This window comes from Kitasatospora sp. NPDC042419, from assembly GCF_056437345.1.
This window is the reverse complement of sequence record NZ_JBWKAW010000001.1, coordinates 196,728-222,292: the sequence shown is the minus strand read 5'-3', so window position 1 is coordinate 222,292 and position 25,565 is coordinate 196,728. Positions and strand designations below refer to the sequence as shown.

The window sequence follows — 25,565 nt, the reverse complement described above, 5'->3', positions numbered from 1 at the left end:
CGACAGCATCCGCCGCGGCGGGTGGCCCGGCGTGGCCTTCTCTTGGGGGCCACTCGATGTGATGAACTTCCCATGGCCTGGGAATTCGAGGGAAATTCTGGTGCCGAGTGTGGGATTCGAACCCACACGCCCTTTCAGGCAATCGCTTTTGAGGCGATCGTGTCTGCCCTTCCACCAACCCGGCAAGTTCGCGCCCGTGAAGGATACCCTGCGCACGTTGTCCGGCGCAGCTAGGTACCCTCGTGCATGCAGTACCCCGCCGGAACGAGGAGCCCCGTGAGCACCGCCGACGAGCAGGCAGAGCCGCTTGAGACCGATTCGCCCCAGATCACCCGCATTGTGATCGCCGAGGACGAGGCGCTGATCCGCCTCGACCTCAAGGAGATGCTGGAAGAGGAGGGGTACACCGTCGTCGGCGAGGCCGGGGACGGGGAGACGGCCGTCCGGCTGGTCCAGGAGCTGAAGCCGGATCTGGCGATCCTCGACGTGAAGATGCCGGTGCTGGACGGACTGTCCGCGGCGGAGCAGATCCACGAGGCGCACCTGGCGCCGGTGCTGATGCTGACGGCGTTCTCGCAGCGGGAGCTGGTGGACCGGGCGCGGGACGCGGGCGCGATGGCGTACATCGTGAAGCCGTTCTCCAAGAGCGACCTGGTGCCCGCGATCGAGATGGCGGTGTCGCGGTACACGGAGATGCGGACGCTGGAGGAGGAGATCGCGGATCTCACCCAGCGGCTGGAGACCCGCAAGCTGGTGGACCGGGCGAAGAGTGTGCTGCAGACGAAGTTCGGGCTGAACGAGCCGGCCGCGTTCCGGTGGATCCAGAAGACCTCGATGGACCGCCGGATGACGATGGCGGCGGTCGCGGAGGCCGTGATCGAAGAGGGCGAGGCCCAGGACAAGAAGAAGGCCGACGAGGCCAAGGCCGAGTAGGCCCGGCAGGCGTGAGGCACGACGGAGGGCCCGGCATCGCTGCCGGGCCCTCCGTCGTGCGCGGGGTCGTGCGCGGGGCGGGGGTCAGTCCTCGCCGAGGTAGGCCTTCCGCACGGACTCGTCGTGCAGGAGGTCGGCGCCGGTGCCCTGGAGGACGATGCGGCCGGTCTCCATGACGTAGCCGCGGTCGGAGAGGGAGAGCGCGGCCTGGGCGTTCTGCTCGACGAGCAGGATGGTGGTGCCGTCGGCCTTGAGCTCGACGATGGTGGCCATGATCTTCTGCATCATCAGCGGCGAGAGGCCCATGGAGGGCTCGTCGAGCATGAGCAGCTTGGGCCGGGACATCAGGGCGCGGCCCATGGCGAGCATCTGCTGTTCGCCGCCGGAGAGGGTGCCGGCGGCCTGCTTGCGGCGTTCGCCGAGGATGGGGAAGAGGCCGTAGGCCCGTTCGACGTCCTTGGTGATGCCGTCGGCGTCGTTGCGCAGGAAGGCGCCGAGGAGGAGGTTTTCCTCGATGGTCATGCGGGGGAAGATGTGCCGGCCTTCGGGGGAGTGGGCGAGGCCGAGGGCGACGATCTTGTGCGCGGGGACGGTGTCGAGGGCCTGGCCGTCGAAGGTGACGGTCCCGGAGGCCGGCTTGAGGAGGCCGGAGAGGGTGCGCAGGGTGGTGGTCTTGCCGGCGCCGTTGGTGCCGATCAGGGTGGTGACCTCGCCCTGGTTGACGGTGAAGCTGATGCCCTTGACGGCTTCGATCTTGCCGTAGGCGACGCGGAGGTCGTTGACCTCGAGGAGTGCGGTCACTGGTCGGTCTCCGTAACGGGGGCGGTGCCTTCGAGCGGGGCGCCGAGGTAGGCGGTGATGACGCGTTCGTCGTTCTGGACGGTTTCGCGGTCGCCCTCGACGATCTTCTGGCCCTGGACGAGCACGGCGGTGCGGTCGCAGAGGTTGAAGATGAAGCGCATGTCGTGCTCGATGACGAGGACGGAGACGCCCCGGTCGCGGATGGCGAAGACGAGTTCCTCGGCGGCGCGGGTCTCCTGGGGGTTCATGCCGGCGGTGGGCTCGTCGAGGAGCAGGAGGCCGGGGTCGGAGGCGAGGGCGCGGGCGATCTCCAGCTTCCGCTGCTCGCCGTAGGGGAGGTTGCGGGCGAGGTGGTCGGCCTTGTCGGCGAGGCCGGTGAACGCCAGGAGTTCCATGGCCTTGTCGCGGCTCTCGGCTTCGGAGCGCTTGTAGCCGGGGCCGCGGAGGATGGCGGAGAAGAGGCCCTGGTGCATGCGGCTGTGCCGGCCGACCTGGACGTTCTCCAGGACGGTCATGTTGGCGAAGAGCCGGATGTTCTGGAAGGTGCGGGCGATGCCGGCCTGGGTGACGAGGTGGGGCTTGGGCGGCAGGACGGTGCCCTGGTAGGCGACGCGGCCCTCGGTGGGGACGTAGAGGCCGGTGAGGCAGTTGAAGAAGGTGGTCTTGCCGGCGCCGTTGGGGCCGATGAGTCCGATGATCTCGCCGCGGCCGACGGTGAGGGAGACGTCGTTGACGGCGGTGAGGCCGCCGAAGCGCATGGTGACGCCGGTGACTTCGAGCAGGGGCTGGGCCGGGGCGGGTGCGGTGCCGGCGGGTGCGGGGGCGTCGGTGGTGGTCATCTGGGGGGTCACGCCCCTGCCTTGGTGAGGGCGACGCTGTCGCCGGTGGGCTGCGCCGGGATGGCGGCCTCGTGGAACTCCAGCTGGCGGCGCCGGTTGGGGATGAGGCCTTCGGGGCGGACGCGCATCAGGACGATGAGGGCGATGCCGAAGGCCAGCAGCTGGTAGTCGGCGAGGAATTCGAGCTTCTTGGGGATGAGGAAGAGGAGGGTGGCGCCGGCGAGGGGTCCGCTGATGGTGCCCATGCCGCCGAGGATGACGGCGGCGAGCAGGAAGGCGGAGTTGGGGGGCAGGGCCTCGGCGAAGGTGTACTGGTCGGGGGTGACGGTGTAGCTGACGTGGGCCTGGACGGTGCCGGCGAGGCCGGCGAGGCAGGCGCCGAGGGCGAAGGCGAGGAGCTTGAGGCGGAAGCCGTTGATGCCCATGGCCTCGGCGGCGGTCTCGTCCTCGCGGATGGCGACCCAGGCGCGTCCGATGCGGGAGTTGCCGACGCGGGCGAAGACGAGGACGACGACGGCGGTGACGAGGAGCATCAGCAGGTAGTAGTTGGAGAACCGGCCGAGCTCGATGCCGAAGACGGTGGTGGGCTTGCCGAGGTTCCAGCCGAGGATCTCCAGGTCGGGGATCCGGGGGATGCCGTTGGAGCCGTTGGTGACCTTGGGGCCGGTGGTGCCGTTCAGGTTGAGCATGGTGATGCGGAAGATCTCGCCGAAGCCGAGGGTGACGATGGCGAGGTAGTCGCCGCGCAGTCGCAGGGTGGGGGCGCCGATGATGACGCCGAAGACCATGGAGACGACGGCGCCGGTGAGCATCGCGGCCCAGAACGGGAACTGGACGTGGATCGGCGAGGCGGGGGAGCCGGAGACCAGGGCGGCGGCGTAGGCGCCGACGCCGAGGAAGGCGACGTACCCGAGGTCGAGCAGGCCGGCGAGGCCGACGACGATGTTGAGGCCGAGGGCGACGGTGGCGAAGATCAGGATGTTGGTGGCGACGGAGGTGTACTGGTCGCTGCTCTGGGTGAACGGGAAGCTGGCGGCGGCGGCGAAGGCGGCGCCGGTGGTCACGGTCCGGTACTTGACGGTGAGGCTGCGCAGCCGGGGGAGCAGGCCGGACCTGCCGAGGGCGGCGGCGACGGAGGCCGCGAGCAGCAGGTAGGCGGTGAAGAGTTCGCCGTACTCGGTGTCGATGCCGAAGGTGATGGCGAACAGGCCGATGGCGAAGGCGACGACGATGAGCGCGACCTCGGCCCAGGAGGGCAGGGTGCGGGCGGCGGGGAGCGGGCGGTGGACGGTGCCGATCCGCAGCCAGGAGTTGGCGAGGTGGCCGAGCTGGACGAGGAGGACGGCGCCGGTGGCGATGGCGACGGCGCCCGCGACGGCGGTGAGGACCGGGGCGACGGGCTTGTCCTCGGGCACGGCGTGGGTGGCGAACCAGAGGACCGGGGCGATCGGGACGAGCAGGAAGAGCCGCCGGTCGAGGATGCGCAGCGGGACGCGGGTGCGCCGGTCGAGGGGCAGGCCGAGGCTGCCGGCGAGGGCGAGCAGGGAGCCGATGGCCGCGGTCCAGCCGCCGGGTTCGAGGTTGGCGAGGCCGCCGAGGTCGGTGGCGATCGCGATGACCGAGAACCAGCTGACGGCGAGGGCGCCGGTGGCGGCGAAGAGGACGGCGTTGTTGCTGCGGGTGGGGGCGGCCCAGCGCAGGCCGGGGGTGCCTTGGGTGGCGAGCAGCAGGGTGAGGGTGAGCAGGCCGGCGATGAGGGCGAGCCACTGGAGGCCGGCGGGGGAGCCGTAGTAGGTGAGGTCGCCGGGGAAGTCGGAGGTCCAGGTCCAGGACATCAGGGCGGAGGCGGCGGTGGCGGTGGCGCCGATGCCGGTGAGCAGGGCGGCGGTGCGGCCGGGGAGGCTGATGACCGGGGTGGTTTCGGTGGTGGTGGTCATGGTGCTCACGCCCTGTCCGCGACGCGCTGGCCGAGCAGGCCCTGGGGCCGCACGAGCAGGACGACGATGAGGAGTACGAAGGCCCAGACGTCCTTCCAGGCGCCGCCTCCGAAGAGGTCCATGCCGGGGAGGTGCTGGATGTAGCCGGTGGCGAGGGCTTCGGCGAGGCCGAGGGCGACGCCGCCGAGCATGGCGCCGTAGATGTTGCCGATGCCGCCGAGGACGGCGGCGGTGAAGGCCTTGAGGCCGAGGATGAAGCCCATCCGGAAGTCGACCTGGCCGCTGCGCAGGCCGTAGGCGACGGCGGCGACGGCGGCGAAGGCGGCGCCGATGGCGAAGGCGAGGACGATGATCCGGTCGGTGTCGATGCCCATGAGCTTGGCGGTGTCGGGGTCCTGGCTGGTGGCCTGCATGGCGCGGCCGGAGCGGGTGCGGGTGACGAACCAGCCGAGGGCGAGCATGCAGAGCGGCGCGGCGATGATCAGGAAGAGGTCGCTGCGCTGGATGGCGACGGAGCCGATCTCGAAGGGGTCGCCGGGGATCTTCGGGAAGACGCGGGCCTTCTTGGCGTCGGGGTAGAAGGAGAAGACCAGCTGCTGGAGGAGGATGGAGAGCCCGATCGCCGTGATGAGCGGGGCGAGCCTGGGCGCGGAGCGCAGCGGCCGGTAGGCGAAGCGCTCGGCGGCGACGGCGGTGAGGGTGGAGACCAGGATGCCGGCGATCAGCATCAGCGGTAGGGCCAGCCACAGGGTGGTGCCGCCGGGGAGGGCGAGGTAGGCGGTCAGGGCGCCGAAGCCGCCGACCATGACGATCTCGCCGTGGGCGAAGTTGATGAGCTGGACGATGCCGTAGACCATCGTGTAGCCGATCGCGACGAGCCCGTAGAGGGCTCCGAGGATCAGGCCGTTGGCCAGCTGCTGCGGTAGGTCGTGCACCGCTGGGCCTCCGTTGTGCGTGTGGGGTGTCCGCGTGGGTGGTGGATGTGGGTGCGCGCGGGGGCACTGGTGGCGCCCCCGCGCGGGGTAACTCCGGCGTGCTGTGGTGCTGCTGACGTCAGGTCAGCGGGGCGGTTCAGCCGTTGAAGGTGCCGGACTTCTCCACGGCCCACTTGCCGTCCTTGACGGTGTAGACGGTGAGCTGCTTGTTGGTGGTGTCGCCGTACTCGTCGAAGGAGACCTTGCCGGTGACGCCTTCGAAGGAGACCTTCTGGACGGCTTCGACGACCTTGGCGCGGGCGCCGTCGGGGAGCTTGCCGTTGTTGGCGGCGGCGACGGCCTTGACGCCCTGGATGATGGCCCAGGCGCTGTCGTAGGAGTAGCCGCCGTAGGTCTCGTAGGCGTCCTTGTAGCCGGCGGTCTTGTAGTCGGCGATGAACTTGGCGGCGGTGGGGAGCGACTCGACGGGCAGGCCGACGGCGGTGGCGTAGTCGCCCTGGCTCTTGGGGTTGAGCTTGATGAAGTCGCCGCTCTGGATGCCGTCGCCGCCCATCAGGGGGATGTTGACGCCGGCGTCCTTGAGCTGGAGGGAGAGCGGGCCGGCGGCGGGGTACTCGCCGCCGTAGTAGACGGCTTCGGCGCCGGAGGACTTGACCTTGGTGACGACGGCGGCGAAGTCGCGGTCGTCGGGGTTGACGTGCTCCTCGTTGACGATGGTGCCGCCGTTCTTGATGAACTGGGCCTTGAAGGTGGCGGCGAGGCCGGCGCCGTAGGTCTTCTGGTCGTCGATGAGGAAGACCTTGGTCTTCTTGGCGTCCTTGGCGAGGAAGTCGGCGGCGAAGGGGCCCTGGACGGCGTCGGTGGTGGCGGTGCGGAAGTAGGACTTGAAGGGGCGGGCCTTGGTGCCGCTGGCCCACTTCTCGCCCTGGCTGAGGGCGACGCCGGTGTTGGCGGGGGAGATCTGGACGAGGTTGGCGTCGTTGAAGATCTGCTGCATGGACTGGGCGACGCTGGAGTTGAGCGGGCCGACGACGCCGAGGACGTCCTTGTCGGCGACCAGCTGGGTGGCGTTCTGCTGGCCGGGGGCGGGCTTGCCGGTGTCGTCCAGGGCCTTGATCTGGAACTTGACGCCGGGGACCTCGTTCTTCTCGTTGGCCTGCTTGACGGCGAGCTCGACGGAGTTGCGGATGCCGAGGCCGAGGGCGGAGAGGTCGCCGGTGAGCGGGGCGTCGATGCCGATGGTGACGGTGGTGCCGCCCCCGGCGTTGCCGCTGTCGCCGGACTTCTTGTCGTCGCGGGAGCCGCACGCGGTGAGGCTCAGGGCGCCGATCACGGCAATGCTCACGACAACTGCTGAACGATGACGCACGGGGGTCCCCTTCGGTTCAGGAGGGCGCCGCGCCTGAGTGGCGGGAGCCTGGATGCGCGATGGGCCTGGCCCAATCCGGTGGCGCGGTGACTGGCCGTGACTCTAGATGCCGTTGGGCGGCTCGGGCAGTGGTGCGGCGAGGCTGTGATTCTCTTGTTATGAGCACACGGAGAAGCCGTCTCAGCATGTGGTCGTTTCGGCTCGACCGACCCGGCCCTTTCGGGGGCTCGGGCCTCAAGTGGCCCTATGTAAGGCGCAGAAGTGCAGGTGACTCCTGGACTCTCCGATAATCGGACATAGGTGTCCGCGCTACTGGAGTCGGGCGTGCACGTCCGAATAACGGACGTCGGGCTGCTTGACGAGGTGTTTTCGGGTGGATCCGACCCCCGGGCACCCGCGAATACTCGGATTTCCTAGCTGTTACGCAGTGTTACATCGTTGAAAGTCTGTGAAAAAGTCCGTGGACATGCCACCGCCCCCTTGTCTGGACCAACGACTGCCCAGGGCTGTCGAAGGTCAAACAAGGGGGCGGGCAAGGGATTTGATGATCAGTCCGCTCCGTCGGCCCCTCGTCGAAGGGGCCGCCGGAGTGAGCGTGCGTCAGAGGTCGCGGAGCATGCAGGTCAGGCGGCAGCTGGTGACCCGCTTGCCGGTGTCGTCGGTGATCGCGATCTCGTAGGTGGCCGCGGTGCGGCCCTTGAAGACCGCCGTCGCCACCCCGGTGACCAGTCCGGAGGTGGCCGAGCGGTGGTGGGTGGCGTTCAGGTCCACGCCCACCGCGTACCGGCCCGGGCCGGCGTGCAGCATCGCGCCGACCGAGCCGAGGGTCTCGGCGAGCGCCGCCGAGGCGCCGCCGTGCAGCAGCCCGTACGGCTGCTGGTTGCCGTCGACCGGCATCGTGCCGACCACCCGGTCGCCCGAGGCCTCGACGATCCGGATGCCCAGCTTCTCGCCGAGGCTGCCGCCGGAGAAGGTGGCCGGGTCCACGCCGAGCTTGGCGAAGTGGTCCAGCATCTCCTGCGGGATGTTGAGGACGGGGGACGCGTCGTTGGCCGCGTCGGGGGCCGCGTCGGTCATGGGGGAGCTCCTGCCGCTCGGGGGTCGCGTCGTCGTGCTGCCTGTGATCGTACGACCGTCCTACTCGGCGGTAGTGGCGGTGGCGGGGGAGGCGGGCGTGGCGTGCGGGGCCGCGGGGGCGTCCGTCGCGGGCGTGCCCCTTTTGTCAGTGGCGGGCCATAGGATCGGTGGCCGGTAGTGGAATCGGCAGGAACGGACGTTGACGTGGCTACGCAGAGTACGGACAAGGGCGCGGCGGGTGGCGGCGGAGCCGGATCGCGGCCCCGCCTCATGCTGCTCGACGGGCACTCCATGGCCTACCGGGCGTTCTACGCGCTGCCCGTGGAGAACTTCAACACCTCCACCGGCCAGCCCACCAACGCGGTGTACGGCTTCGCCTCGATGCTCGCCAACACCGTCCGCGACGAGCGGCCGACCCACCTCGCGGTGGCCTTCGACCTCTCCCGCCAGACCTTCCGTTCGGCCGAGTTCCCCGACTACAAGGCCAACCGGGCCAAGACCCCGGACGAGTTCCGCAGCCAGATCGGCCTGATCGGCGAGCTGCTCGACGCCATGCACGTCCCGCGGATGACCGTCGAGGGCTTCGAGGCCGACGACATCATCGCCACCCTGGCCACCGCCGCCGAGGCGGCCGGCTTCGACGTCGACATCGTCACCGGCGACCGCGACTCCCTCCAGCTGGTCACCGAGCACGTCACCGTCCTCTACCCGACCAAGGGCGTCTCCGAACTCACCCGGTACACCCCGGAGAAGGTCGCCGAGAAGTACGGCGTCACCCCCCGCCAGTACCCGGACCTCGCCGCCCTGCGCGGCGACCCGTCCGACAACCTGCCCGGCATCCCCGGCGTCGGCGAGAAGACCGCCGCCAAGTGGGTCAACCAGTTCGGCTCCTTCGACGAACTGGTCTCCCGCGCCGACGAGGTGAAGGGCAAGATCGGCGAGAAGCTGCGCGAGCACCTCGACTCGGTCAAGCGCAACCGCGTCCTCACCGAGCTGGTCCGCGACGTCGAACTCCCGCTCGGCGTCACCGACCTGGAGCGGACGCCGTTCGACAAGGCGGCCGTCACGACTCTGATGGAGTCGCTGGAGTTCCGCAACGCCAACTTCCGCGACCGCGTCCTCGGCATCGACCCGGCCGGCGCCGAGGCGGAGGCCGAGGCCGAGCTCGCCCCCGGCGTCGAGGTCGACGGCGAACTGCTCACCGACGCCGGCACGCTCGCCGCCTGGCTCGCGGAGCACGCCGCCGGCAAGACCCCGGTCGCGCTCGCCGCCGTCTACCAGTGGGCGCTCGGCAGCGGCGAGGTCACCGAGATCGCCCTCGCCGCCGGCGAGACGGCCGCCTGGTTCGACCCGGCGCTGCTCGCCGAGGAGGACGAGCGCGCCTTCACCGCCTGGCTGGCCGACCCGGCCGCCCCCAAGGCGCTGCACATCGCCAAGCAGGTCATGCGCGCCTTCGCCGAGCGCGGCTGGCGGATCGGGGGCGTCGTCGCCGACACCGCCCTCGCCGCCTACCTGGAGAAGCCCGGCCGCCGCACCTTCACCCTCGACGTGCTCGCCGAGGAGTACCTGGCCCGCTCGCTCGCCCCGGCCCCCGCCGCGGAGTCCGGCCAGCTCGCCTTCGACGCCCCCGAGGAGGACCCGACCGCGGGCGCCCAGGCGCTGATGCTCCAGGCCCGCGCCGTCCTCGACCTCGCCGCGCTCTTCGACACCCGCCTCGCCGAGGTCGGCGCCACCGGGCTGCTGCGCGACATGGAGCTGCCGATCGCCGCCCTGCTCGCCCGCATGGAGCGCACCGGCATCGCCGCCGACCGCGACTGGCTCACCGGCCTGGAGGCGCAGTTCGCCGCCGAGATCCAGCGCGTCGTCGAGGAGGCGCACGCCGCCGCCGGCCACGAGTTCAACCTCGGCTCGCCCAAGCAGCTCCAGGAGATCCTCTTCGGCGAACTCGCCCTGCCCAAGACCAAGAAGATCAAGACCGGCTACACCACCGACGCCGACGCGCTCACCTGGCTCGCCACCCAGACCGACAACGAGCTGCCGGTCATCCTGCTCCGCCACCGCGACCAGGCCAAGCTGCGCACCACCGTCGAGGGCCTGCTCAAGACGGTCTCCCCGGCCGGCCGCATCCACACCACCTTCAACCAGATGGTCGCCGCCACCGGCCGGCTCTCCTCGCAGGACCCGAACCTGCAGAACATCCCGGTCCGCACCGAGGAGGGCCGGATGATCCGCCGCGCCTTCGTCGTCGGCGAGGGCTACGAGTCGCTGCTCACCGCCGACTACTCGCAGATCGAACTGCGGATCATGGCCCACCTCTCCGAGGACGAGGCGCTGATCGAGGCCTTCGCGACCGGCGAGGACCTGCACACCACCGTCGCCTCCCAGGTCTTCGAGGTGCCGGGCAGCGCCGTCGACGCCGAGATGCGCCGGAAGATCAAGGCGATGTCCTACGGCCTCGCCTACGGGCTCTCCGCGTACGGGCTCTCCCAGCAGCTCGGCATCAAGCCCGCCGAGGCGCAGGGCCTGATGGACACCTACTTCGAGCGGTTCGGCGGCGTGCGCGACTACCTGCGCCGGGTCGTCGACGAGGCCCGCGCCACCGGCTACACCGAGACCCTGCTCGGCCGCCGCCGCTACCTGCCGGACCTCAACAGCGACAACCGCCAGCGCCGCGAGATGGCCGAGCGGATGGCCCTCAACGCCCCGATCCAGGGCTCGGCCGCCGACATCGTCAAGATCGCCATGCTCCGGGTCGACGAGGCGCTGACCTCCGCCGCCCTGGAATCCCGGATGCTGCTCCAGGTGCACGACGAAATCGTGCTGGAGCTCGCCCCCGGCGAGCGCGAGCAGGTCGAGGCGATCGTCCGCGAGCAGATGGCCGGCGCCTACCCGCTGCGCGCCCCGCTCGACGTCTCGGTCGGCGTCGGCGCCGACTGGGAGGCCGCCGCGCACTGACGCGCCGTCAACAGGCCCCGGGCGCGGCTTCGTCGAGGCGACGCCCGGGGCCTTTCCGGCAGCGGGGAGCGGTCCTACCCTGGCGGGTATGCCTGCCGATGAGGTGCTCCGCCGCAGCCGTGACGGCACCACCGTCCACCTCGTGTTCGAGCCGGGCGGGGGCTCCTGGCCCGCCGCCGCGCTCCTGGCGCTGCGCACGCTCGCCGTCCTGCTCGCCCCGTGCCTGCTCTTCTTCCCGGTCGGCGCCGTGATCGTGTTCGTCGCGGTGATCGTCGGCGCCACCTTCGTGGGCGCGGTGACCGTCTGCGGGGCGCTGTGGGCGTTCGCCGCGCTGCTCCTGTGGCCGTTCTTCGCGGTCGCCGAACTGGGGTCGGTCCGCCGGGTGGAGTTCGCCCCGGCCCAGGCTCCGACCGAACTGCGTTTCGTCCGGGGCGCCCGCGCCGACGCCTGGGCCCCGATCTCCGGCCTGCGGCGCATCCAGCTGGACGAGGCGGTGGAGGAGCCCTACGAGGGCGACCCCGCGCCGGCCGGCCGCACCCTCGACATCACGCTGGTGACCCTGACCGGCGACGACGGCCGCCCGCACCGGGCGCCGGCCGGTACCGACGCCGACGCGCTCCAGCGCTCCCTGGAGGACCTGTTCGGCCCGGCCGGCGTCCCCGTCCTGCGCCGCACCGAACGTCGCCTCCGCCCCAAGCCCCCGCCGTCCTCCGGCGGCGGCTGGGTCTACGGCGGCTCGGGCTCGGCCAATTCCGGTGGGGGCTTCTCCGGCGGCGGGTGAGTCGGGGCGGGTGAGCCGGCGGCGGGTGAGCCGGGGGCCGCCCATCGGTGCTCCGTCCACCGCCGTGCCGGCGGCCGCCGACGGCCGCCGCCCGGAGACGTCCTCCCGGGTGTGCCGGCGGTCTTCCCGGACGCGCCGCCCGCTCCTACGCTGAGGCGGTGGGGGTGGTGATGCCGGTGAAGGCCGTGAAGCGGCAGGGGCCGAGCCTGCAGAGCACCGGGCGCTCCACGGTGCTGACCGTCCGCCCGGGCGGCGGACGGTGGCTGTCCGCCGGGTGGATCGTCCTCTCCCGCACGGTCCTCGGGGTCGCCCGGCAGGTGTGGTGGATCCCCGCCTACATCCCGCTGATCCTGGTGCTCCGGTACCTGGTGGAGCTCGCCCCCCGTACCAATCTGGCGATCGTCGGCGGCGCCTACCTCCTGTGCTCCGTGCTGTGGGGGATCGGGGAGATGCGGGACGCGCTCCGGGTGTTCCACCGGCTGGAGTTCGGCCCGCCCGACGCCCCCGACCGGTTCCGGATCGTCGGGGCCGCGCCGGGCGGCCGGTGGCGGCCGGCGGCGGACCTCCTGGGCGTGCAGATCCTGCACCTGGTCACCGTGCCGGCGGACGGCCGGCCGGCGCCGGAGGGCGACGGGTGGAAGGTGTCGGTGCGGGTGCGCGGCCCCCGGTCGGCGTACTGCTGCGGCGACGGCGACCCCCGGGCCGTGGCGGAGGCGCTCGCCCGGGTGCTGGAGCCCGCCGGAGTTCCGGTGGAGTTCACCACCACCGTCCGGCGAACGGCGCGGCACCTGCCCGCGACAGCGGCCCGCCCACCCGGCGGTGCCCGGCCCGCCGAGGCCGTGCCTGCCGATGTCCGGCCTGCTGGCGCTTGGCCCGCTGACGCCCGGCCTGTCGGTGCCCCGCCTGCCGACACCCCGCCTGCGGACGCCGCGCCGGAACAGCGGTCCTGAGTGCTCACCGGGCGCAGGCACCGGCCCCGCCGGCCTCCGCCTTCCGCCCGCCATCCGCGCCGTCGGCCCCCGCTTCCGGCCCCGCCCCAGGCCCTCGGTCTCCGGTCCTCGGCCCACCGGCCGAGTGAGGGTGATCCGGCGGACCGATCCCTCCGTCACCGGACCCGCATAGCGTCCTGACCATGCCTCAGATCAAGATCGGCGTCTTCGCGCCCGCCCTCACCTTCGACCCCGTGGCCCCGCCCGGGGAGACCGCCGAGGTCGCCCGGTTCGCCGAACAGCTCGGCTTCGAGTCGCTCTGGGTGAGCGGCCACCTCACCGGCCGCTGCGCCATGCCCGACCCGCTGCTGCTGCTCGCCGCCGCCGCGGCCGCGACCACCCGGCTCGCCGTCGGCACCGCCACCCTGGTGCCCGGCCTGTACCCGCTGCCGCTGCTCGCCCAGCAGCTCGCCACCCTCCAGTACCTGAGCGCGGACCGCCTGCTGCTGGGCGTCGACGCCGGGGACAGCCCCTGGGCGCGCTGGCGCGGCGGCCTGCGCGACGGCGCGGCCTGGCGGATGCTCGACATCCCCCGGGAGGAGGCCGACGCCCGGCTCGACGCGGCACTCGAAGCCCTCCCCGCGCTGCTGCGCGGCGAGCCCGGCCGCCTGGACCCGGTTCAGCCCGAGGTCACGCTCGGCATCCCGGCGGGCGTGCCGCCGGTGCTGGTCGGCGGTGAGTCGCCTGCCGCGCTGCGACGCGCCGTCCGCCACGGCGCCCACTGGTTCCCCGCCCTCGCCTCGCCCGCGTGGCTCGCCGAGGCGCGCGCCCGGCTCGCCGAACTGGCCGACGCCGAGGGACGGCCGACGCCGGGCGTCACCGTCGCCCAGCCGGTCGGCCTCGTGCCCGCCGGCGCGCGGACCCCTGCCGGGCCGGTGTCCCCCGCCGTGCTGACCGAGCTCTACGGCCTCACCGCGGAGCGGGGCGCCGCGGTGACGATCGGCGGAACGCCGGCGGCCGTGGCCGAGCGGATCGCGGAGTTCGCCGCCGCCGGTGCGGACCGGATCGTGTGCAGCGTCTACGAGCCCGATTGGCGGCCGCAGTTCGAACTCCTGGCGGAGGCCGTCGCCCTGCTCGGCGGCGCGGATGCCGAGCCCGGGCCCTCGGCGGCCTGACCCGCGGCCTGTCGGCCGCCCGACGGGCGGAGGGGCGGGCGGCCGCGCGGTCGCGCACCGGGTGGGTGGTGCCACCCGGCGGTCGAGTCCTGGGTGGCGGGGCCGCTGACGGTGACCGTACGGCTTCGGAGGAAGTCCCGTCCGCCGGGCCTGCCTCGGCTGAGCCAGGGCCGGGGCCGTGGCCGGGGCGAGGCCGCGGGGGCCGGGTGGGGGCGGGGCCGGGGCTGCCGGGTGGGCGTTCCTGGGGTTCGCCGGGCCGGGCCTGGGCGGGGAGCGTACCGGAGAGGGCGGCTGCGTCTTGGGAGGGCGGGTCGGAAGGGGAGAGGGGAAGGGTCCGGCGGGTGGCGTGCCCGGCGTCGTCGGGCCGGGTCGGGAGGCACCGGGTGGGGTTCCGGTGTTCGTCGGGCCGTGGCCGCGGCCCGAGGAGCGGCGGTGTTCTGCGCGGCCGGGGGCGGGGCGCCGGACGGCATGCCTGGCGCGCTCGGGACGGGCGGTGGCGGTCCGACCTGTGCGCCTGTCCCGGATGTCTGTCGGGAACTGCCGGGACCGGCCGGGCGACCGCTGTGCATCCCGGGGCTTGATACCGCGTCAGGGAACCTCTTCACTTGTCATGGCGCCGACGCGCTTGATCGCGGTCCAGCGCCGTTCCACCCGCTCCGATGCTCCGCAGCTCCGACGCCTCACCCGACGAGTCTGGAGATCCCCTCATGTCCCAGTCCCGCCTGCGGCGCGCCACCGTGGCGCTCGCGGCCCTGTCACTGCTGGCACTCGGCGCGGGCCAGGCCGTGGCCGCCCCGACCCCGGCCCCCGCCCCCGCCCCCGCGTCCAAGGTGACCGCGATCGAGGACGAGGTCGCCCGCACCCTGGCCGCCTCCCTCGCCGACCCCGCCCTGCGCGAGCGGCTGCGCTCGGCGACCGCCGCCGCGCCCGCCGGCGCCGAACTCGCCCCGCTGGCCGCCGGTCTGTCCGGCGCCACCGCCCGCGGACTCGCCGCCACCACCACCCGCGCGGACCTCGGCATCGCCGCCGCCAAGGGTCTCGGCGCCGACCTCGGCCCGCTGTTGCGGGTCCAGCTCGCCGACCCGTCGATGCGGGCCGCCCTGGACGCGGGCGCCGCGCCGCTGGTGGCGACCGCCGGAACCGACGAGCACGCCCGCACCGTCCGCGCCTACGACACCGCCGGCCGGGCCCGCGCCCTCGACGCCGCCACCCTGCCCACCCGCCCGGTCTACCTGGTCGACATCGACACGGCCAAGGCGCTGACCGCCGGGATCGACCTGCTCCAGCGGGAGTTGGCGGCCCGCGGGATCGCTCCGGCCGCCTCCGCCGCCCAGGCCCCCGCCGCCGAGGCTCCCGCGGCCCAGGCACCCACCGCCCAGGCCGCGGCCGGCTGGTGGGGCACCAAGATCACCTCGGTCCGGGTGAACGACGACGAGGAGCCCTGGTTCAAGGGCGCCGCCGAGATGTTCAGCCTGGTCTCCGGCTTCGGCCAGGACGGCAAGGTCCGGGTCGACTCCGTCGCCATGCCGTACCTCCAGTACGACGGCACGGTGTACTACCCGAACCAGATCCTGGTGAACTGGTCGAACTACAAGTACAACCTGGCCGACGTGGTCCTGATGGAGGACGACGGCGACACCAACTACCTGGCCCTCGCCCAGGCCGTCGCCGCCGTCCTGCTCACCATCGCCGACCAGGGCGCCTACATCCCGCTGGTCAACGCCGTCCTGGCCGCTCTGCCCGCCTCCTGGTGGATCGACGACCCGGACTACGTGGAGTCCTGGTACACCCTCGCCCGCACCAGCACCGGCCGCCTCAACGGCGCCCGCGGCAACGGCTGGATGACGGTCGAGCCGTACTGGGTCAGCCAGCTCTGACCGTCCCCACCGGGCCGGGCCGGGGCGGCGCCGCGCTCCGTCGGCCCGGCCCGGCCCGGTCGGGGCGCAGTTGATCAACCCGTGTGACGAGCGCAATTTCGTACTACCGTAGGCCCGATGACAACGGAATCCACGTCGACCGGTCGGCCCACCTCCCTGGCCGAGGCGCCGACGCTCCAGGCCCGCAACTCCGCCGCCTTCTGGACCGCGACCGCCCGGAGCCGGGGGCATGAGGTGGTCCGGCGCCGCGGATTCGTCGCCGCCGACGGCGACGAGCGCGCGGGCCTGCGGATCCTGGTCCAGGAGCCCGACCTCGACCCGGGCGAAGTGGCCGAGTTGAGCGAGCTGACCCGCCGGGCGGCCGGCCCGGTGACCGTCGAGGACCCGTTCGGCGCGACCGACCTGAGCCACCTGGGCATGCGCACCTGGCAGATGCCGATCATGCTGCGCCTGCCCGGGCCGGTCGACGACCCGGCACTGGACGTGACCCGGGTACGGCGGCCCGAGGACCTCCGGGCGGCCGAGCGGGTCGTGATCGAGGGCTTCGAACTGGACGGATTCGAGCCCTACCGCCCCGGCGAGCTCTTCCCGACGACGCTGATCGAACAGCCGGGCGTGGACGTGTTCGTCGCCTCCGTCGACGGCGCGGTCGCGGGAGCCGGCGTGAGCGTCCTGGCCGACGGCGTCGCCAGTCACTACTGGATCGCCACCTCCTCGGCCTTCCGGTCGCGCGGCGTGGGCCGGGCCGTCATGCTCGGCGCACTCGCCCACCTGGCGGACCTCCCGGCCACCCTCACCGCCTCGAAGCTGGGCAGGCCGCTGTACGAGTCGCTGGGGTACGCGGTCGCGGCCCCCTCGACCTGGTGGGCCTCGCCGTCCGGGACGGCGTAGCGACGGAGCCCGCCGGCCCGCCCGCATCGCCGTGGTGCGCGGGCCGCGGTGCCGGCGCTGCCCGGGAAGTCGGTGGGGCCGACCTCCCGGGCGCGGGTGGCGGGGGGCGAGCGTTCGCGGGGTGCCCCGAGGCGTCGCCGTTCGGGATGCGAGGCTGCTCCGGACGGGACAGAGAAGGGGTGGGGTGCGTGATGGAGAGTGGTTCGGCTCTCGTGGAGGAAGCCCGGGAGCGGTTGCGCCCGGGGGTGGCGCCGGGCACCGTCTGCGGCGAGCTGGCCGCGGGGACGGCGGGGTGGGAGGACGCCGCCCGGGCCGTCGGGCTGGCGCTCGGGATCGATGCGGGGGAACTGAGGCGGCGGCTGAGCATCGAGCCGGACCTCTGGTCCTCGTTCGAGCCCGGTGAGGAGGACCTGTACGGCGAGGTCCTGGAGATGTGCGGTGTGTTCGACGTCCCGAAGCGCCTCGACGAGCGCGAGCAGGAGGTCGAGGAGCACCTGCGGGCGGCGCTGCGCGCCCAGGGAGGCCTCGGGAGCGGCTATGTCCTGAGCCTCCGGCGCGGCTTCGTCAGGGGCGAGTCGGCGCGCAACTTCCGGGCGCTGACGCGGTTCGGTCCGCGGGTCGGCCGTGGGCGGCCCGCGGAGTTCTGGGCGGCCCTGGTCGCCGCCGGTGAGCTCCTCGACCCGGCCGACGGCGATGAGCGCGGCACGGTGGCGCAGGCGCTCGCCGAGTGCCGGCGGCGCCTGGCGGACTGCACCGGGTAGGACGCCGCTCCGGGACGTCCTCACCAGGCCGAGTGATCCGCTACGCCCTGCGAGCCCACCTGCGTTGCCTCGGCTGCGCAGGAAGTCGGGGGGGATCGACTTCCTGCGCCGTGCTGGTGGCCGCGGACGGGTGGTGAGGAGGAGTGCGCCCGTGTCGGCGCCGGGGCGGGGTGGGCGAGGAGTCGCTGTGGTTCGTGACGGCCGTGCGCTCCGGCGAGTTCGGTGATGTCTGACGCGCCGTGTGAGCCGTACGGTGTTTCACCGCCCGCAGGGGGAGGCGGGCATCGAAGTCGAGATCGCCGGCCCGTTCGCAAGCGGCCGGCCGACCGGCGCTCGGGGGCGGTCCCCGTGGTGCGCCGGCCGCCGTCCGCTGGTCGGCTCCCTGTCACTTCCGGGCGTTGGTGCGCTTGGTGGGCTCTGCCGTCGTCGGGTCCTCGGGCCAGGGGTGGCGGGGGTAGCGGCCTCTCAGATCTGCGCGGACGGCGTGGTAGCCGTTCTTCCAGAAGCCCTCCAGGTCGCCGGTGACGGCGGCGGGGCGGCCGGCGGGGGACAGCAACTGCACGGTGAGCGGTACTCGGCCGCCGGCCAGGGCGGGGGCGGCTCCCCAGCCGAAGAGCTCCTGCAACTTGACGGCCAGCACCGGGCGTTCGGTGCTGTAGTCCACCCGTATCCTCGAACCGGACGGCACGGTGATGCGTTCGGGGGCCAGCTCGTCGAGGCGGCCGGCCTGTCCGCTCGCCCAGGGGAGCAGGCGCTGCAGGGCGTCGGTCGTGTTGATCCGTGCGAGGTCGGCGCGGCGGCGGGCGCGGGACAGCTCGGGTTCCAACCAGTCCTCGGCGCGGCCGAGCAGCGCCTCGTCGGAGACGTCCGGCCAGGGGTCGCCGATCGCCGCGTGGAGGAAGGCGAGGCGTTCGCGCAGGTTGGACGGGAAGGTCAGGAGGGAGCTGACGCCTTCGCGGGCCAGGCCCTCCAGGACGGCGGCCCGGACGAGGGCCCGGTCAGGGCGGGCCAGCGGCTTCTCGGCGAGTTCGATCGCGCCGAGGGACTCCACCTGTCGTGAGACGACCTCGCCCCGCCGGGTGTCCCAGTGGACCTCTTCGCGCGCGGTCAGCAGGGACGCGCCCGCGAGCAGGGCGGTGTCCTCATCGAGTGCCGCGGCGTGCAGCACCCGCGCCGAGTGCGCCCCCGCCGGGCGGTCGGCCGCCGCGACGGCGAGCCAGGGCAGCGCGCCGAGCGAGGTGCCCGGGGCGAGTTCGGCCGCGGTGCCCGAGGCCATCAGGTACGGGCTGCGCTCGCCCGGGGCGGGCCGCTCGACCCGGGCGCGGGCGATGCGTTCGGGGAAGGCGAGGGCGACGACGAGGCCGACGGCGGTGGCGTCGGGCAGCGCGGTGGCGGGTTCGTCGGAGGTGGCGCGCTGCAGGCGGCGGACTTCGTCGCGCCAGCGCCCGGCGTAGGGGTCCTTGGAGGACCGAACCGTCCGCCACACCGCGGCGAGGTCGTCACCCAGGGCGCGCGGCGGCTCCTCGGAGAGCAGCGCGACCACCTCGGCGGCCCGGCGGGCGCCCACGGCGGGAGCGCCGTCGACCAGCGCCCGCCCGAGTCGGGGGTGCAGCCCGGTGCGGGCGAGGCGCCCCCCGCGCTCGGTCGCCCGACCGTCGGAGGAGACCGCCCCGAGGGCGAGCAGGGTGTCCCGGGCGGCGGCCATCGCGCCCGCCGGGGGCCGGTCGGGCAGGGCGAGGCCGGTGGCGTCGGGGTCGCCCCAGCACGCGGCCTGGAGGGCGAAGGAGGTGAGGTCGGCGAGCGCGATCTCGGGGGTGGGGAACCGGGCGGCGCGGGCGTCCTCGGCCTCGTGCCAGCAGCGGTAGACGGCGCCGGGCGCCTCGCGGCCGGCCCGGCCGGCGCGCTGGCGGGCGGCGGCGAGCGAGGCCCGGACGGTGACCAGGGCGGCGAGCCCGCGCGCGTGGTCGGTGCGCGGCTCCCGGGCGAGCCCGGCGTCGACCACGACCCGGACGCCGGGCACGGTGAGCGAGGACTCGGCGACGGCGGTGGCCAGCACCACGCGCCGCCGGTCGCCGGGGGCGAGGGCCGCGTCCTGGACGGACTGCGGGGCGCGGCCGTGCAGTTGGAGCACCTCGGCGGGCGCACCGTCGAGCAGTCCGGCGACCCGGGCGATCTCGCCGACGCCGGGCAGGAAGCAGAGCACGTCGCCGTCCCGCTCGCTCAGGGCCCGCCGCACGACGGCCGCGACGTGGTCGAGCAGCGCGAAGTCCACCCGGGTGCCGTGCGCGGGCCGGACGGCGCGCGGCGGCGGCGCCCACACCACCTCGACCGGGTGCGAGACGCCGTGCGCCTCGACCACCGGCGCGTCGTCCAGGAGTTCGGCCCAGGCCGCGGTGTCGGAGGTGGCGGAGGCGCAGACGATCCGCAGGTCGGGCCGCAGGGCCGCGCGGACGTCGAGCAGGAAGGCGAGCGCGGTGTCGGCGTCCAGGTGGCGTTCGTGGCACTCGTCGAGGACGACGACGTCGACGCCGGACAACTCCTGGTCGCGCTGGAGGCGTTGCAGCAGCACGCCGGTGGTGACCACCTCGACGACGGTGTCCGGCCCGACCCGGCGCTCGCCGCGCACGGTGTACCCGACCTCGCGGCCCACGGACGAGCCGAGCAGCCAGGCCATCCGCCGGGCGGCGGCCCGGACGGCGAGCCGGCGCGGTTCGGCGACCAGTACCCGGCGCACGGGTCGGCCGTCGGCGAGCAGCCCGGCCAGGGCGAGCGGCACCAGGGTGGTCTTGCCGGTGCCGGGCGGCGCGGCGAGGACGGCGGTGCCGGGTCCGTCCAGCGCCTCGTGCAGCGCGGGCAGGGCGGTGCGGACGGGCAGGTCGCGCCAGGCCGCCCCCGCCGATCGGTCGAGTGGCAAGGTGTCAGCCCCGCTCGGTGACGAAGATCGCGGTCCCGGGGATGAGCCGCCCGCGCAGCGGCGACCAGCCGCCCCACTCCTGCTCGTGCCCGTCCGGCCACTCCGGCTCGACGAGGTCGAGCAGCCGGAAGCCGGCGGCGACCAGTTCGCGGACCCGGTCGCCGACGGTGCGGTGGTGCTCGACGTAGGTGGCGTGGCCCTGCTCGTCCTGTTCGACGTACGGGGTGCGGTCGAAGTACGGGGAGACGGCGGTGAGGCCCTCGACGCCGGGCTCGTCGGGGAAGGCCCAGCGGATCGGGTGGGTCACCGAGAAGACCCAGCGGCCGCCGGGCCGGAGCACCCGGTGGACCTCGCGCATCAGCGCGGCGGTGTCGGCGCTGAACGGGACGGCGCCGTAGGCGGAGCAGGCGAGGTCGAAGGATCCGTCGGCGAACGGCAGGACGGCGGCGTCGGCCTGCACGACGGGGACCGGCGCGCTGCCGCGGGTGAGGTCGATCCGCAGGGAGTGCTGGAGCTGGCGGTGCGAGATGTCGAGGGCGACCGGGCGGGCGCCGCGGCCGGCCAGCCAGCGCGAGCACTGGGCGGCGCCGGCGCCGAGCTCCAGCACGGTGCGGCCGGCGACGTCGCCGAGCAGGCGGGCGTCGGCCTCGTCCAGGCCCTCGGGGCACCAGGTGAAGCGGGCGTCGCCGAGGAACTCGCCGTGCTCGTCCTGGTACTCGTCGGCGTTGCGGTCCCACCAGTGCCGGCTGGCCCGGCTGCTCTCGCCGGTGCCGGCGGCGCGCCGTACCGCGTCGTCGCCGTCGCCGTCGAGATCGTCGTCGAGGCCCTCGGGTCCGTAGAGGACCTCGGGGCCGGCGAGGTCGTCGGGGCCGTCGAGGCCGTCGGGGCCGGGGCCGCCGAGCTCGTCGGGGTCGGAGTGGCGGGGGGTGGCGGTCACGGTGACAAGGCCCATCGCGTAGGGTGTGGTTCTGCGGAAGCGCCGCTGCCGCGAGTCGGCCCGTGAGGGCCTGGGTCCCGGCGGTGGCATCCGGGGAAGGACTCCCTGCGGCCGCCACCCATGAGGTGCGCAATCGGAGGATATGGCCTGTTCCATGCCGGGCTCCACCGTCTTGCCGCCCTTGGCGTTGACCGTGCCTGGCCGTCCCCGTATGCTACAAGTTGCGCTGCGGGCCTGCGCGCCTCAGACGGAGCAGGTCGCGCTCGCATCTGTCGAAGACCCCACGGTCGCAAGACGGACACCGATCTCCCGTTTCTCGGGTTTTCCGGTGCGCCGTGTTCTTGGCTGTCCGGCTTTCGGTGGGAGCGATACGGGCCCTCCGCGTGGCATTACCTACGACTTTCATGTCCGCACCGGAGCCCTTTTCCTAATGACGAGCCCCACCGACTCCTCCCTCAGCACCACCCCGCAGGTCGCGCTCAACGACATCGGCGACGCCGAGGCGTTCCTGGCCGCGATCGACGAGACCATCAAGTACTTCAACGATGGCGACATCGTCGAGGGCGTCATCGTGAAGGTCGACCGTGACGAGGTCCTCCTCGACATCGGTTACAAGACCGAGGGCGTCATCCCGTCCCGCGAGCTGTCGATCAAGCACGACGTCGACCCGCACGAGGTCGTCGCCGTCGGCGACAACATCGAGGCCCTGGTTCTCCAGAAGGAGGACAAGGAGGGTCGTCTCATCCTGTCCAAGAAGCGCGCTCAGTACGAGCGTGCCTGGGGCACGATCGAGAAGATCAAGGAAGAGGACGGCATCGTCACCGGTACCGTCATCGAGGTCGTCAAGGGTGGTCTCATCCTCGACATCGGCCTCCGCGGCTTCCTCCCCGCCTCGCTCGTCGAGATGCGCCGCGTCCGCGACCTCCAGCCCTACGTGGGCAAGGAGCTCGAGGCCAAGATCATCGAGCTGGACAAGAACCGCAACAACGTGGTCCTGTCCCGCCGTGCCTGGCTGGAGCAGACCCAGAGCGAGGTCCGCCAGACCTTCCTCACCACCCTGCAGAAGGGCCAGGTGCGCTCCGGCGTCGTCTCCTCGATCGTCAACTTCGGTGCCTTCGTGGACCTGGGTGGCGTCGACGGTCTGGTTCACGTCTCCGAGCTGTCCTGGAAGCACATCGACCACCCGTCCGAGGTTGTCGAGGTCGGCCAGGAGGTCACCGTCGAGGTTCTCGACGTGGACATGGACCGCGAGCGCGTCTCCCTGTCGCTGAAGGCGACCCAGGAGGACCCGTGGCAGCAGTTCGCCCGTACCCACCAGATCGGCCAGGTCGTTCCGGGTAAGGTCACCAAGCTGGTTCCGTTCGGTGCGTTCGTCCGCGTGGACGAGGGCATCGAGGGTCTGGTCCACATCTCCGAGCTGGCCGAGCGCCACGTCGAGATCCCGGAGCAGGTCGTCCAGGTCGGCGACGAGATCTTCGTCAAGGTCATCGACATCGACCTGGAGCGTCGTCGCATCAGCCTGTCGCTCAAGCAGGCCAACGAGGCCCTGGGTGCCAACCCGGCCGAGGTCGAGTTCGACCCGACCCTGTACGGCATGGCCGCCTCGTACGACGACCAGGGCAACTACATCTACCCGGAGGGCTTCGACCCCGAGGCGAACGACTGGCTGCCCGGCTTCGAGAAGCAGCGCGAGGAGTGGGAGCGGCAGTACGCCGAGGCCCAGACCCGCTTCGAGCAGCACCAGGCCCAGGTCATCAAGAGCCGCGAGGCCGACGCGGAGGCCGCTGCCGAGGGTGGCGACGCCGTCGCCGCTGCGGCCGGTGGCTCCTACTCGTCCAGCAGCGACGAGGGCTCCGGCGCCCTGGCCTCGGACGAGGCCCTGGCCGCCCTGCGCGAGAAGCTGGCCGGTGGCCAGAGCTGAAGCTCTGACCCCGCCGCTGGTGCTCGTTAGCGCATAGCGTCACCGACGGACCCCACCCGGTTTCCGGGTGGGGTCCATCGTTCTTTCCCCGCATGTTCTCCCCCGCGTTTATTTGTTCCTTATGTGAAGGAATTTTGTGATTAGGGGCTCATCAGATCGCTATGGGCGATTCGGGACCTAGGACCTACCTTGGGGTGAGTTGCCCGATGGGTCGCTCAACCGGCCCCGCACGCTAGGCACCCCCCGCACATGCGCCGTAGCACCGCAGTGACGCCCGCACCCCCCGCCTCCCGCCCGTCCGCCGACTCCAGGGTCGACGGACGCCTCGCCGCCCTCGGCCGGTTCTGCTACCGGCAGCGGCGCTGGGTGCTCGGTTTCTGGGCGGTGGTCCTGGTCATAGGCGTGCTGATCGGCGGCCGGGTCTTCGAGGGCTCGGTGGCCGGCGCCTCCTCGGCGAGTTCGGAGGCCGACCGGGGCAGCGCGGTGGTCACCGCCGCCGACCCGGCCCGGGGCACCGTCACCGCCGTGGTGGACGGCAAGCCGGTGGACGACCGGGCCGTCCGGGACGCCGTCACCCGCGCCACCGCCGAGATCGCCGCCCTCCCCGGGGTCTCCTCGGCCGTCGACGCCTACGGCCCCGGCCCGGGCGCCGCCGCGCTGCGGTCGGCCGACGGCACGGCGAGCCTGGTCTCGGTGCGGATGGCCGACTCCAGCACCGCCGCGCAGACCACCGCCGTCACCCAGCGCCTCGCGGACATCCGGGCCGACGGCGCCCGGGTGACCGTCGGCGGGGACCTGGTGCTCCAGGACGAGGTCAAGAAGCAGACCGAGAAGGACACCCGCTTCGGCGAGATCGTCACCCTGCCGGTCACCCTGGTCGTCATGGTGCTGGTCTTCGGCGGCCTGGCCGCCGCCAGCCTCCCGGTGATCGGCGCGGTCGCCTCGGTGGGCGGCGCCCTGCTGGCCATGTTCGGCTTCAGCAAGATCATGGACATCGACACCAGCGTGCTGCCGATCGCCACCGTGCTGGGCCTCGGCCTCTCCATCGACTACGCGCTGCTCATGGTGAATCGTTTCCGCGAGGAACGCGGACACGGAGCGTCGATCGCCGCCGCCGTCGAACGGACCGCCGCCACCGCCGGCCGGACCGTCGCCTTCTCCGGACTGACCGTCGCCGTCGCCCTCGCCGGCCTCTTCGTCTTCACCAGCCCGGTGCTCGGCGCCGTCGCCGCCGCCGGAGTGAGCGTGGTGGTGATCGCCGTCGCCGCCGCCCTCACCCTGATCCCCGCCCTGCTCGGCTTCGCCGGCGGCCGGATCCGGACACCCGCCGCGCCCGTCCCCGACGAGGGCTTCTTCAGCCGCACCGTCCGCCGGGTCCGCAAGCGGGCCGTGCCCGTCGCCCTCGCCTGCACCGCGCTGCTGGTGGCCGCCGGGGCCCCCTTCCTGCACGCCGAGATGCGCAACTCCGGCGCCGCCGTGTTGCCGCCCTCCTCCGCCGGCCGCCAGGTCGCCGACACCGTCGACCAGCGCTTCCCGCAGGCCTCGGCCGCCCCGATCACCGTCGTCGTCGAGGGCGGCGCACCGGTCGCCCAGGCCTACGCGGACGACGTGGTGGCGCAGATCCCCGGCGTGAGCGGCGTACGGGCGGTGAACCCGGTCGGCGACAAGGTCTCCACCATCGACGTGCTGGTGCACGGCGACCCCCAGGGCGAGCAGGCCAAGCACGTGGTCGAGGAGCTGCGCGCCGACCGCGGCGGGCTCACCACCCACGTCACCGGCGGCGCGGCCTCGGTGGTCGACTTCCGGCACGAGCTGCTCACCCGGGGTCCGATCGCCCTCGGTCTGGTCGCGCTGGGCACGCTGATCCTGCTCTTCCTGATGACCGGCTCGGTGGTGATGCCGGTCAAGGCCCTGCTGATGAACCTGCTCTCGCTGGGCGCCTCGCTCGGCGCCCTCACGCTGGTCTTCCAGGACGGCTGGTTCAGCGGACTGCTCGGCTTCAGCCCCACCGGGGGCCTGGAGACCTTCATCCCGGTGCTGGTCTTCGCCTTCGCGTTCGGGCTCTCGATGGACTACGAGGTCTTCCTGCTGGCCCGGATCAAGGAACTGCGTGACAAGGGACACAGCTGCACCCGGGCGGTGGAGCTCGGCGTCCAGCGCAGCGGTCGGATCATCACCTCGGCGGCACTGCTGATGGTGATCGTCTTCGCCGGTTTCGCCCTCGGCGACATGTTGATGGTCAAGCAGATGGGCATCGCGCTGGCCGTCGCCGTGGCGGTGGATGCCACCCTGGTCCGCTGCCTGCTCGTCCCCGCCACGATGAGTTTCTTCGGCGAGTTCAACTGGTGGGCGCCGGCTCCGCTGCGCCGCCTGCACGACCGGTTCGGGCTGAGCGAGCACGTCGACCTGCCCACCATCGAGCCCGCCGTCCTGCCGGCGCCGCGCGGCAAGGCCGAGGCCGAGTTCGAGGCCGTGTCCGAGGCCGTGTCCGTGTCCGTGTCCGAGGCCGATCTGGCGGGCGTCGCCCCGTAGG

At 73.0% G+C, this 25,565-nt stretch carries 18 protein-coding genes and 1 tRNA gene; 10 read left to right on the top strand and 9 right to left on the bottom strand.

Annotated features, from left to right (window positions below; genetic code table 11):
- Positions 1 to 98: 98 nt before the first annotated feature.
- Positions 99 to 184, bottom strand: a tRNA-Leu gene (locus AC067J_RS01025).
- A 92-nt stretch (positions 185 to 276) separates the two neighbouring features.
- On the opposite strand from AC067J_RS01025, the gene AC067J_RS01020 reads away from it, so the two are divergent.
- Positions 277 to 933 (top strand): ANTAR domain-containing response regulator, encoded by a 657-nt coding sequence (locus AC067J_RS01020; RefSeq protein WP_327676278.1) that lies wholly within the window; start codon positions 277 to 279, stop codon positions 931 to 933.
- Positions 934 to 1,017: 84 nt separating this feature from the next.
- Here the strand turns inward: AC067J_RS01020 and AC067J_RS01015 are convergent, their stop codons facing one another.
- From AC067J_RS01015 to AC067J_RS00990, 6 genes are all read right to left on the bottom strand, one after another.
- The gene (locus tag AC067J_RS01015; RefSeq protein WP_478295836.1) at positions 1,018 to 1,734 is read right to left on the bottom strand and encodes an ABC transporter ATP-binding protein; all 717 of its coding nucleotides are present in this window, start codon (positions 1,732 to 1,734) and stop codon (positions 1,018 to 1,020) included.
- Complete coding sequence (locus AC067J_RS01010; RefSeq protein WP_478296341.1) at positions 1,731 to 2,573, bottom strand: ABC transporter ATP-binding protein; 843 nt, start codon at positions 2,571 to 2,573, stop codon at positions 1,731 to 1,733. Before AC067J_RS01010 ends, AC067J_RS01015 begins: the two co-directional genes overlap by 4 nt.
- An 8-nt stretch (positions 2,574 to 2,581) precedes the next feature.
- Positions 2,582 to 4,510: a branched-chain amino acid ABC transporter permease gene (locus AC067J_RS01005; RefSeq protein WP_478296340.1), complete on the bottom strand. Its 1,929-nt coding sequence runs from the start codon at positions 4,508 to 4,510 to the stop codon at positions 2,582 to 2,584.
- Between the two features lie 5 nt (positions 4,511 to 4,515).
- Positions 4,516 to 5,445: a branched-chain amino acid ABC transporter permease gene (locus AC067J_RS01000; protein ID WP_478295835.1), complete on the bottom strand. Its 930-nt coding sequence runs from the start codon at positions 5,443 to 5,445 to the stop codon at positions 4,516 to 4,518.
- Positions 5,446 to 5,581: 136 nt separating this feature from the next.
- Positions 5,582 to 6,814, bottom strand: a complete 1,233-nt coding sequence (locus tag AC067J_RS00995) for a branched-chain amino acid ABC transporter substrate-binding protein (protein WP_478295834.1) — start codon at positions 6,812 to 6,814, stop codon at positions 5,582 to 5,584.
- 600 nt (positions 6,815 to 7,414) lie between these two features.
- Positions 7,415 to 7,891, bottom strand: coding sequence for a PaaI family thioesterase (locus tag AC067J_RS00990; protein ID WP_478295833.1), 477 nt, complete (start codon positions 7,889 to 7,891; stop codon positions 7,415 to 7,417).
- 270 nt (positions 7,892 to 8,161) lie between these two features.
- Here AC067J_RS00990 and polA point away from each other — a divergent pair, with 270 nt between their 5' ends.
- The 7 genes from polA (at position 8,162) to AC067J_RS00955 (ending at position 17,260) form a co-directional block, all read left to right on the top strand.
- Positions 8,162 to 10,846, top strand: a complete 2,685-nt coding sequence (gene polA, locus AC067J_RS00985; protein ID WP_478296339.1) for a DNA polymerase I — start codon at positions 8,162 to 8,164, stop codon at positions 10,844 to 10,846.
- 88 nt (positions 10,847 to 10,934) lie between these two features.
- Complete coding sequence (locus AC067J_RS00980; protein ID WP_478295832.1) at positions 10,935 to 11,627, top strand: hypothetical protein; 693 nt, start codon at positions 10,935 to 10,937, stop codon at positions 11,625 to 11,627.
- Between the two features lie 158 nt (positions 11,628 to 11,785).
- Positions 11,786 to 12,577, top strand: coding sequence for a hypothetical protein (locus AC067J_RS00975; protein ID WP_478295831.1), 792 nt, complete (start codon positions 11,786 to 11,788; stop codon positions 12,575 to 12,577).
- A gap of 182 nt (positions 12,578 to 12,759) precedes the next feature.
- Positions 12,760 to 13,731 carry an LLM class flavin-dependent oxidoreductase gene (locus AC067J_RS00970; RefSeq protein WP_478295830.1) on the top strand — a complete coding sequence of 324 codons (972 nt, stop codon included), beginning with the start codon at positions 12,760 to 12,762 and terminating at the stop codon, positions 13,729 to 13,731.
- Between the two features lie 707 nt (positions 13,732 to 14,438).
- Complete coding sequence (locus tag AC067J_RS00965) at positions 14,439 to 15,608, top strand: DUF3103 family protein (protein ID WP_478295829.1); 1,170 nt, start codon at positions 14,439 to 14,441, stop codon at positions 15,606 to 15,608.
- Between the two features lie 117 nt (positions 15,609 to 15,725).
- Positions 15,726 to 16,499, top strand: coding sequence for a GNAT family N-acetyltransferase (locus AC067J_RS00960; protein WP_478295828.1), 774 nt, complete (start codon positions 15,726 to 15,728; stop codon positions 16,497 to 16,499).
- A 191-nt stretch (positions 16,500 to 16,690) separates the two neighbouring features.
- On the top strand, positions 16,691 to 17,260 hold the full coding sequence (locus tag AC067J_RS00955) for a hypothetical protein (RefSeq protein WP_478295827.1): 570 nt from the start codon (positions 16,691 to 16,693) through the stop codon (positions 17,258 to 17,260).
- 385 nt (positions 17,261 to 17,645) lie between these two features.
- On the opposite strand, the gene hrpB is transcribed toward AC067J_RS00955, so the two are convergent.
- Both hrpB and AC067J_RS00945 read right to left on the bottom strand, forming a co-directional pair.
- A complete protein-coding gene (gene hrpB / locus AC067J_RS00950; protein WP_478295826.1) occupies positions 17,646 to 20,174 on the bottom strand; it encodes an ATP-dependent helicase HrpB in 2,529 nt (842 codons plus the stop codon).
- Positions 20,175 to 20,178: 4 nt separating this feature from the next.
- On the bottom strand, positions 20,179 to 21,126 hold the full coding sequence (locus AC067J_RS00945; RefSeq protein ID WP_478295825.1) for a class I SAM-dependent methyltransferase: 948 nt from the start codon (positions 21,124 to 21,126) through the stop codon (positions 20,179 to 20,181).
- Positions 21,127 to 21,541: 415 nt separating this feature from the next.
- Between AC067J_RS00945 and rpsA the strand changes: the two genes are divergently transcribed.
- Both rpsA and AC067J_RS00935 read left to right on the top strand, forming a co-directional pair.
- Entirely contained in the window at positions 21,542 to 23,032 is a 1,491-nt protein-coding gene (rpsA, locus tag AC067J_RS00940) for a 30S ribosomal protein S1 (protein WP_030307517.1), read from the top strand.
- Positions 23,033 to 23,281: 249 nt separating this feature from the next.
- Positions 23,282 to 25,564: an MMPL family transporter gene (locus AC067J_RS00935; RefSeq protein WP_478295824.1), complete on the top strand. Its 2,283-nt coding sequence runs from the start codon at positions 23,282 to 23,284 to the stop codon at positions 25,562 to 25,564.
- The last annotated feature ends 1 nt before the right edge of the window (position 25,565 follow it).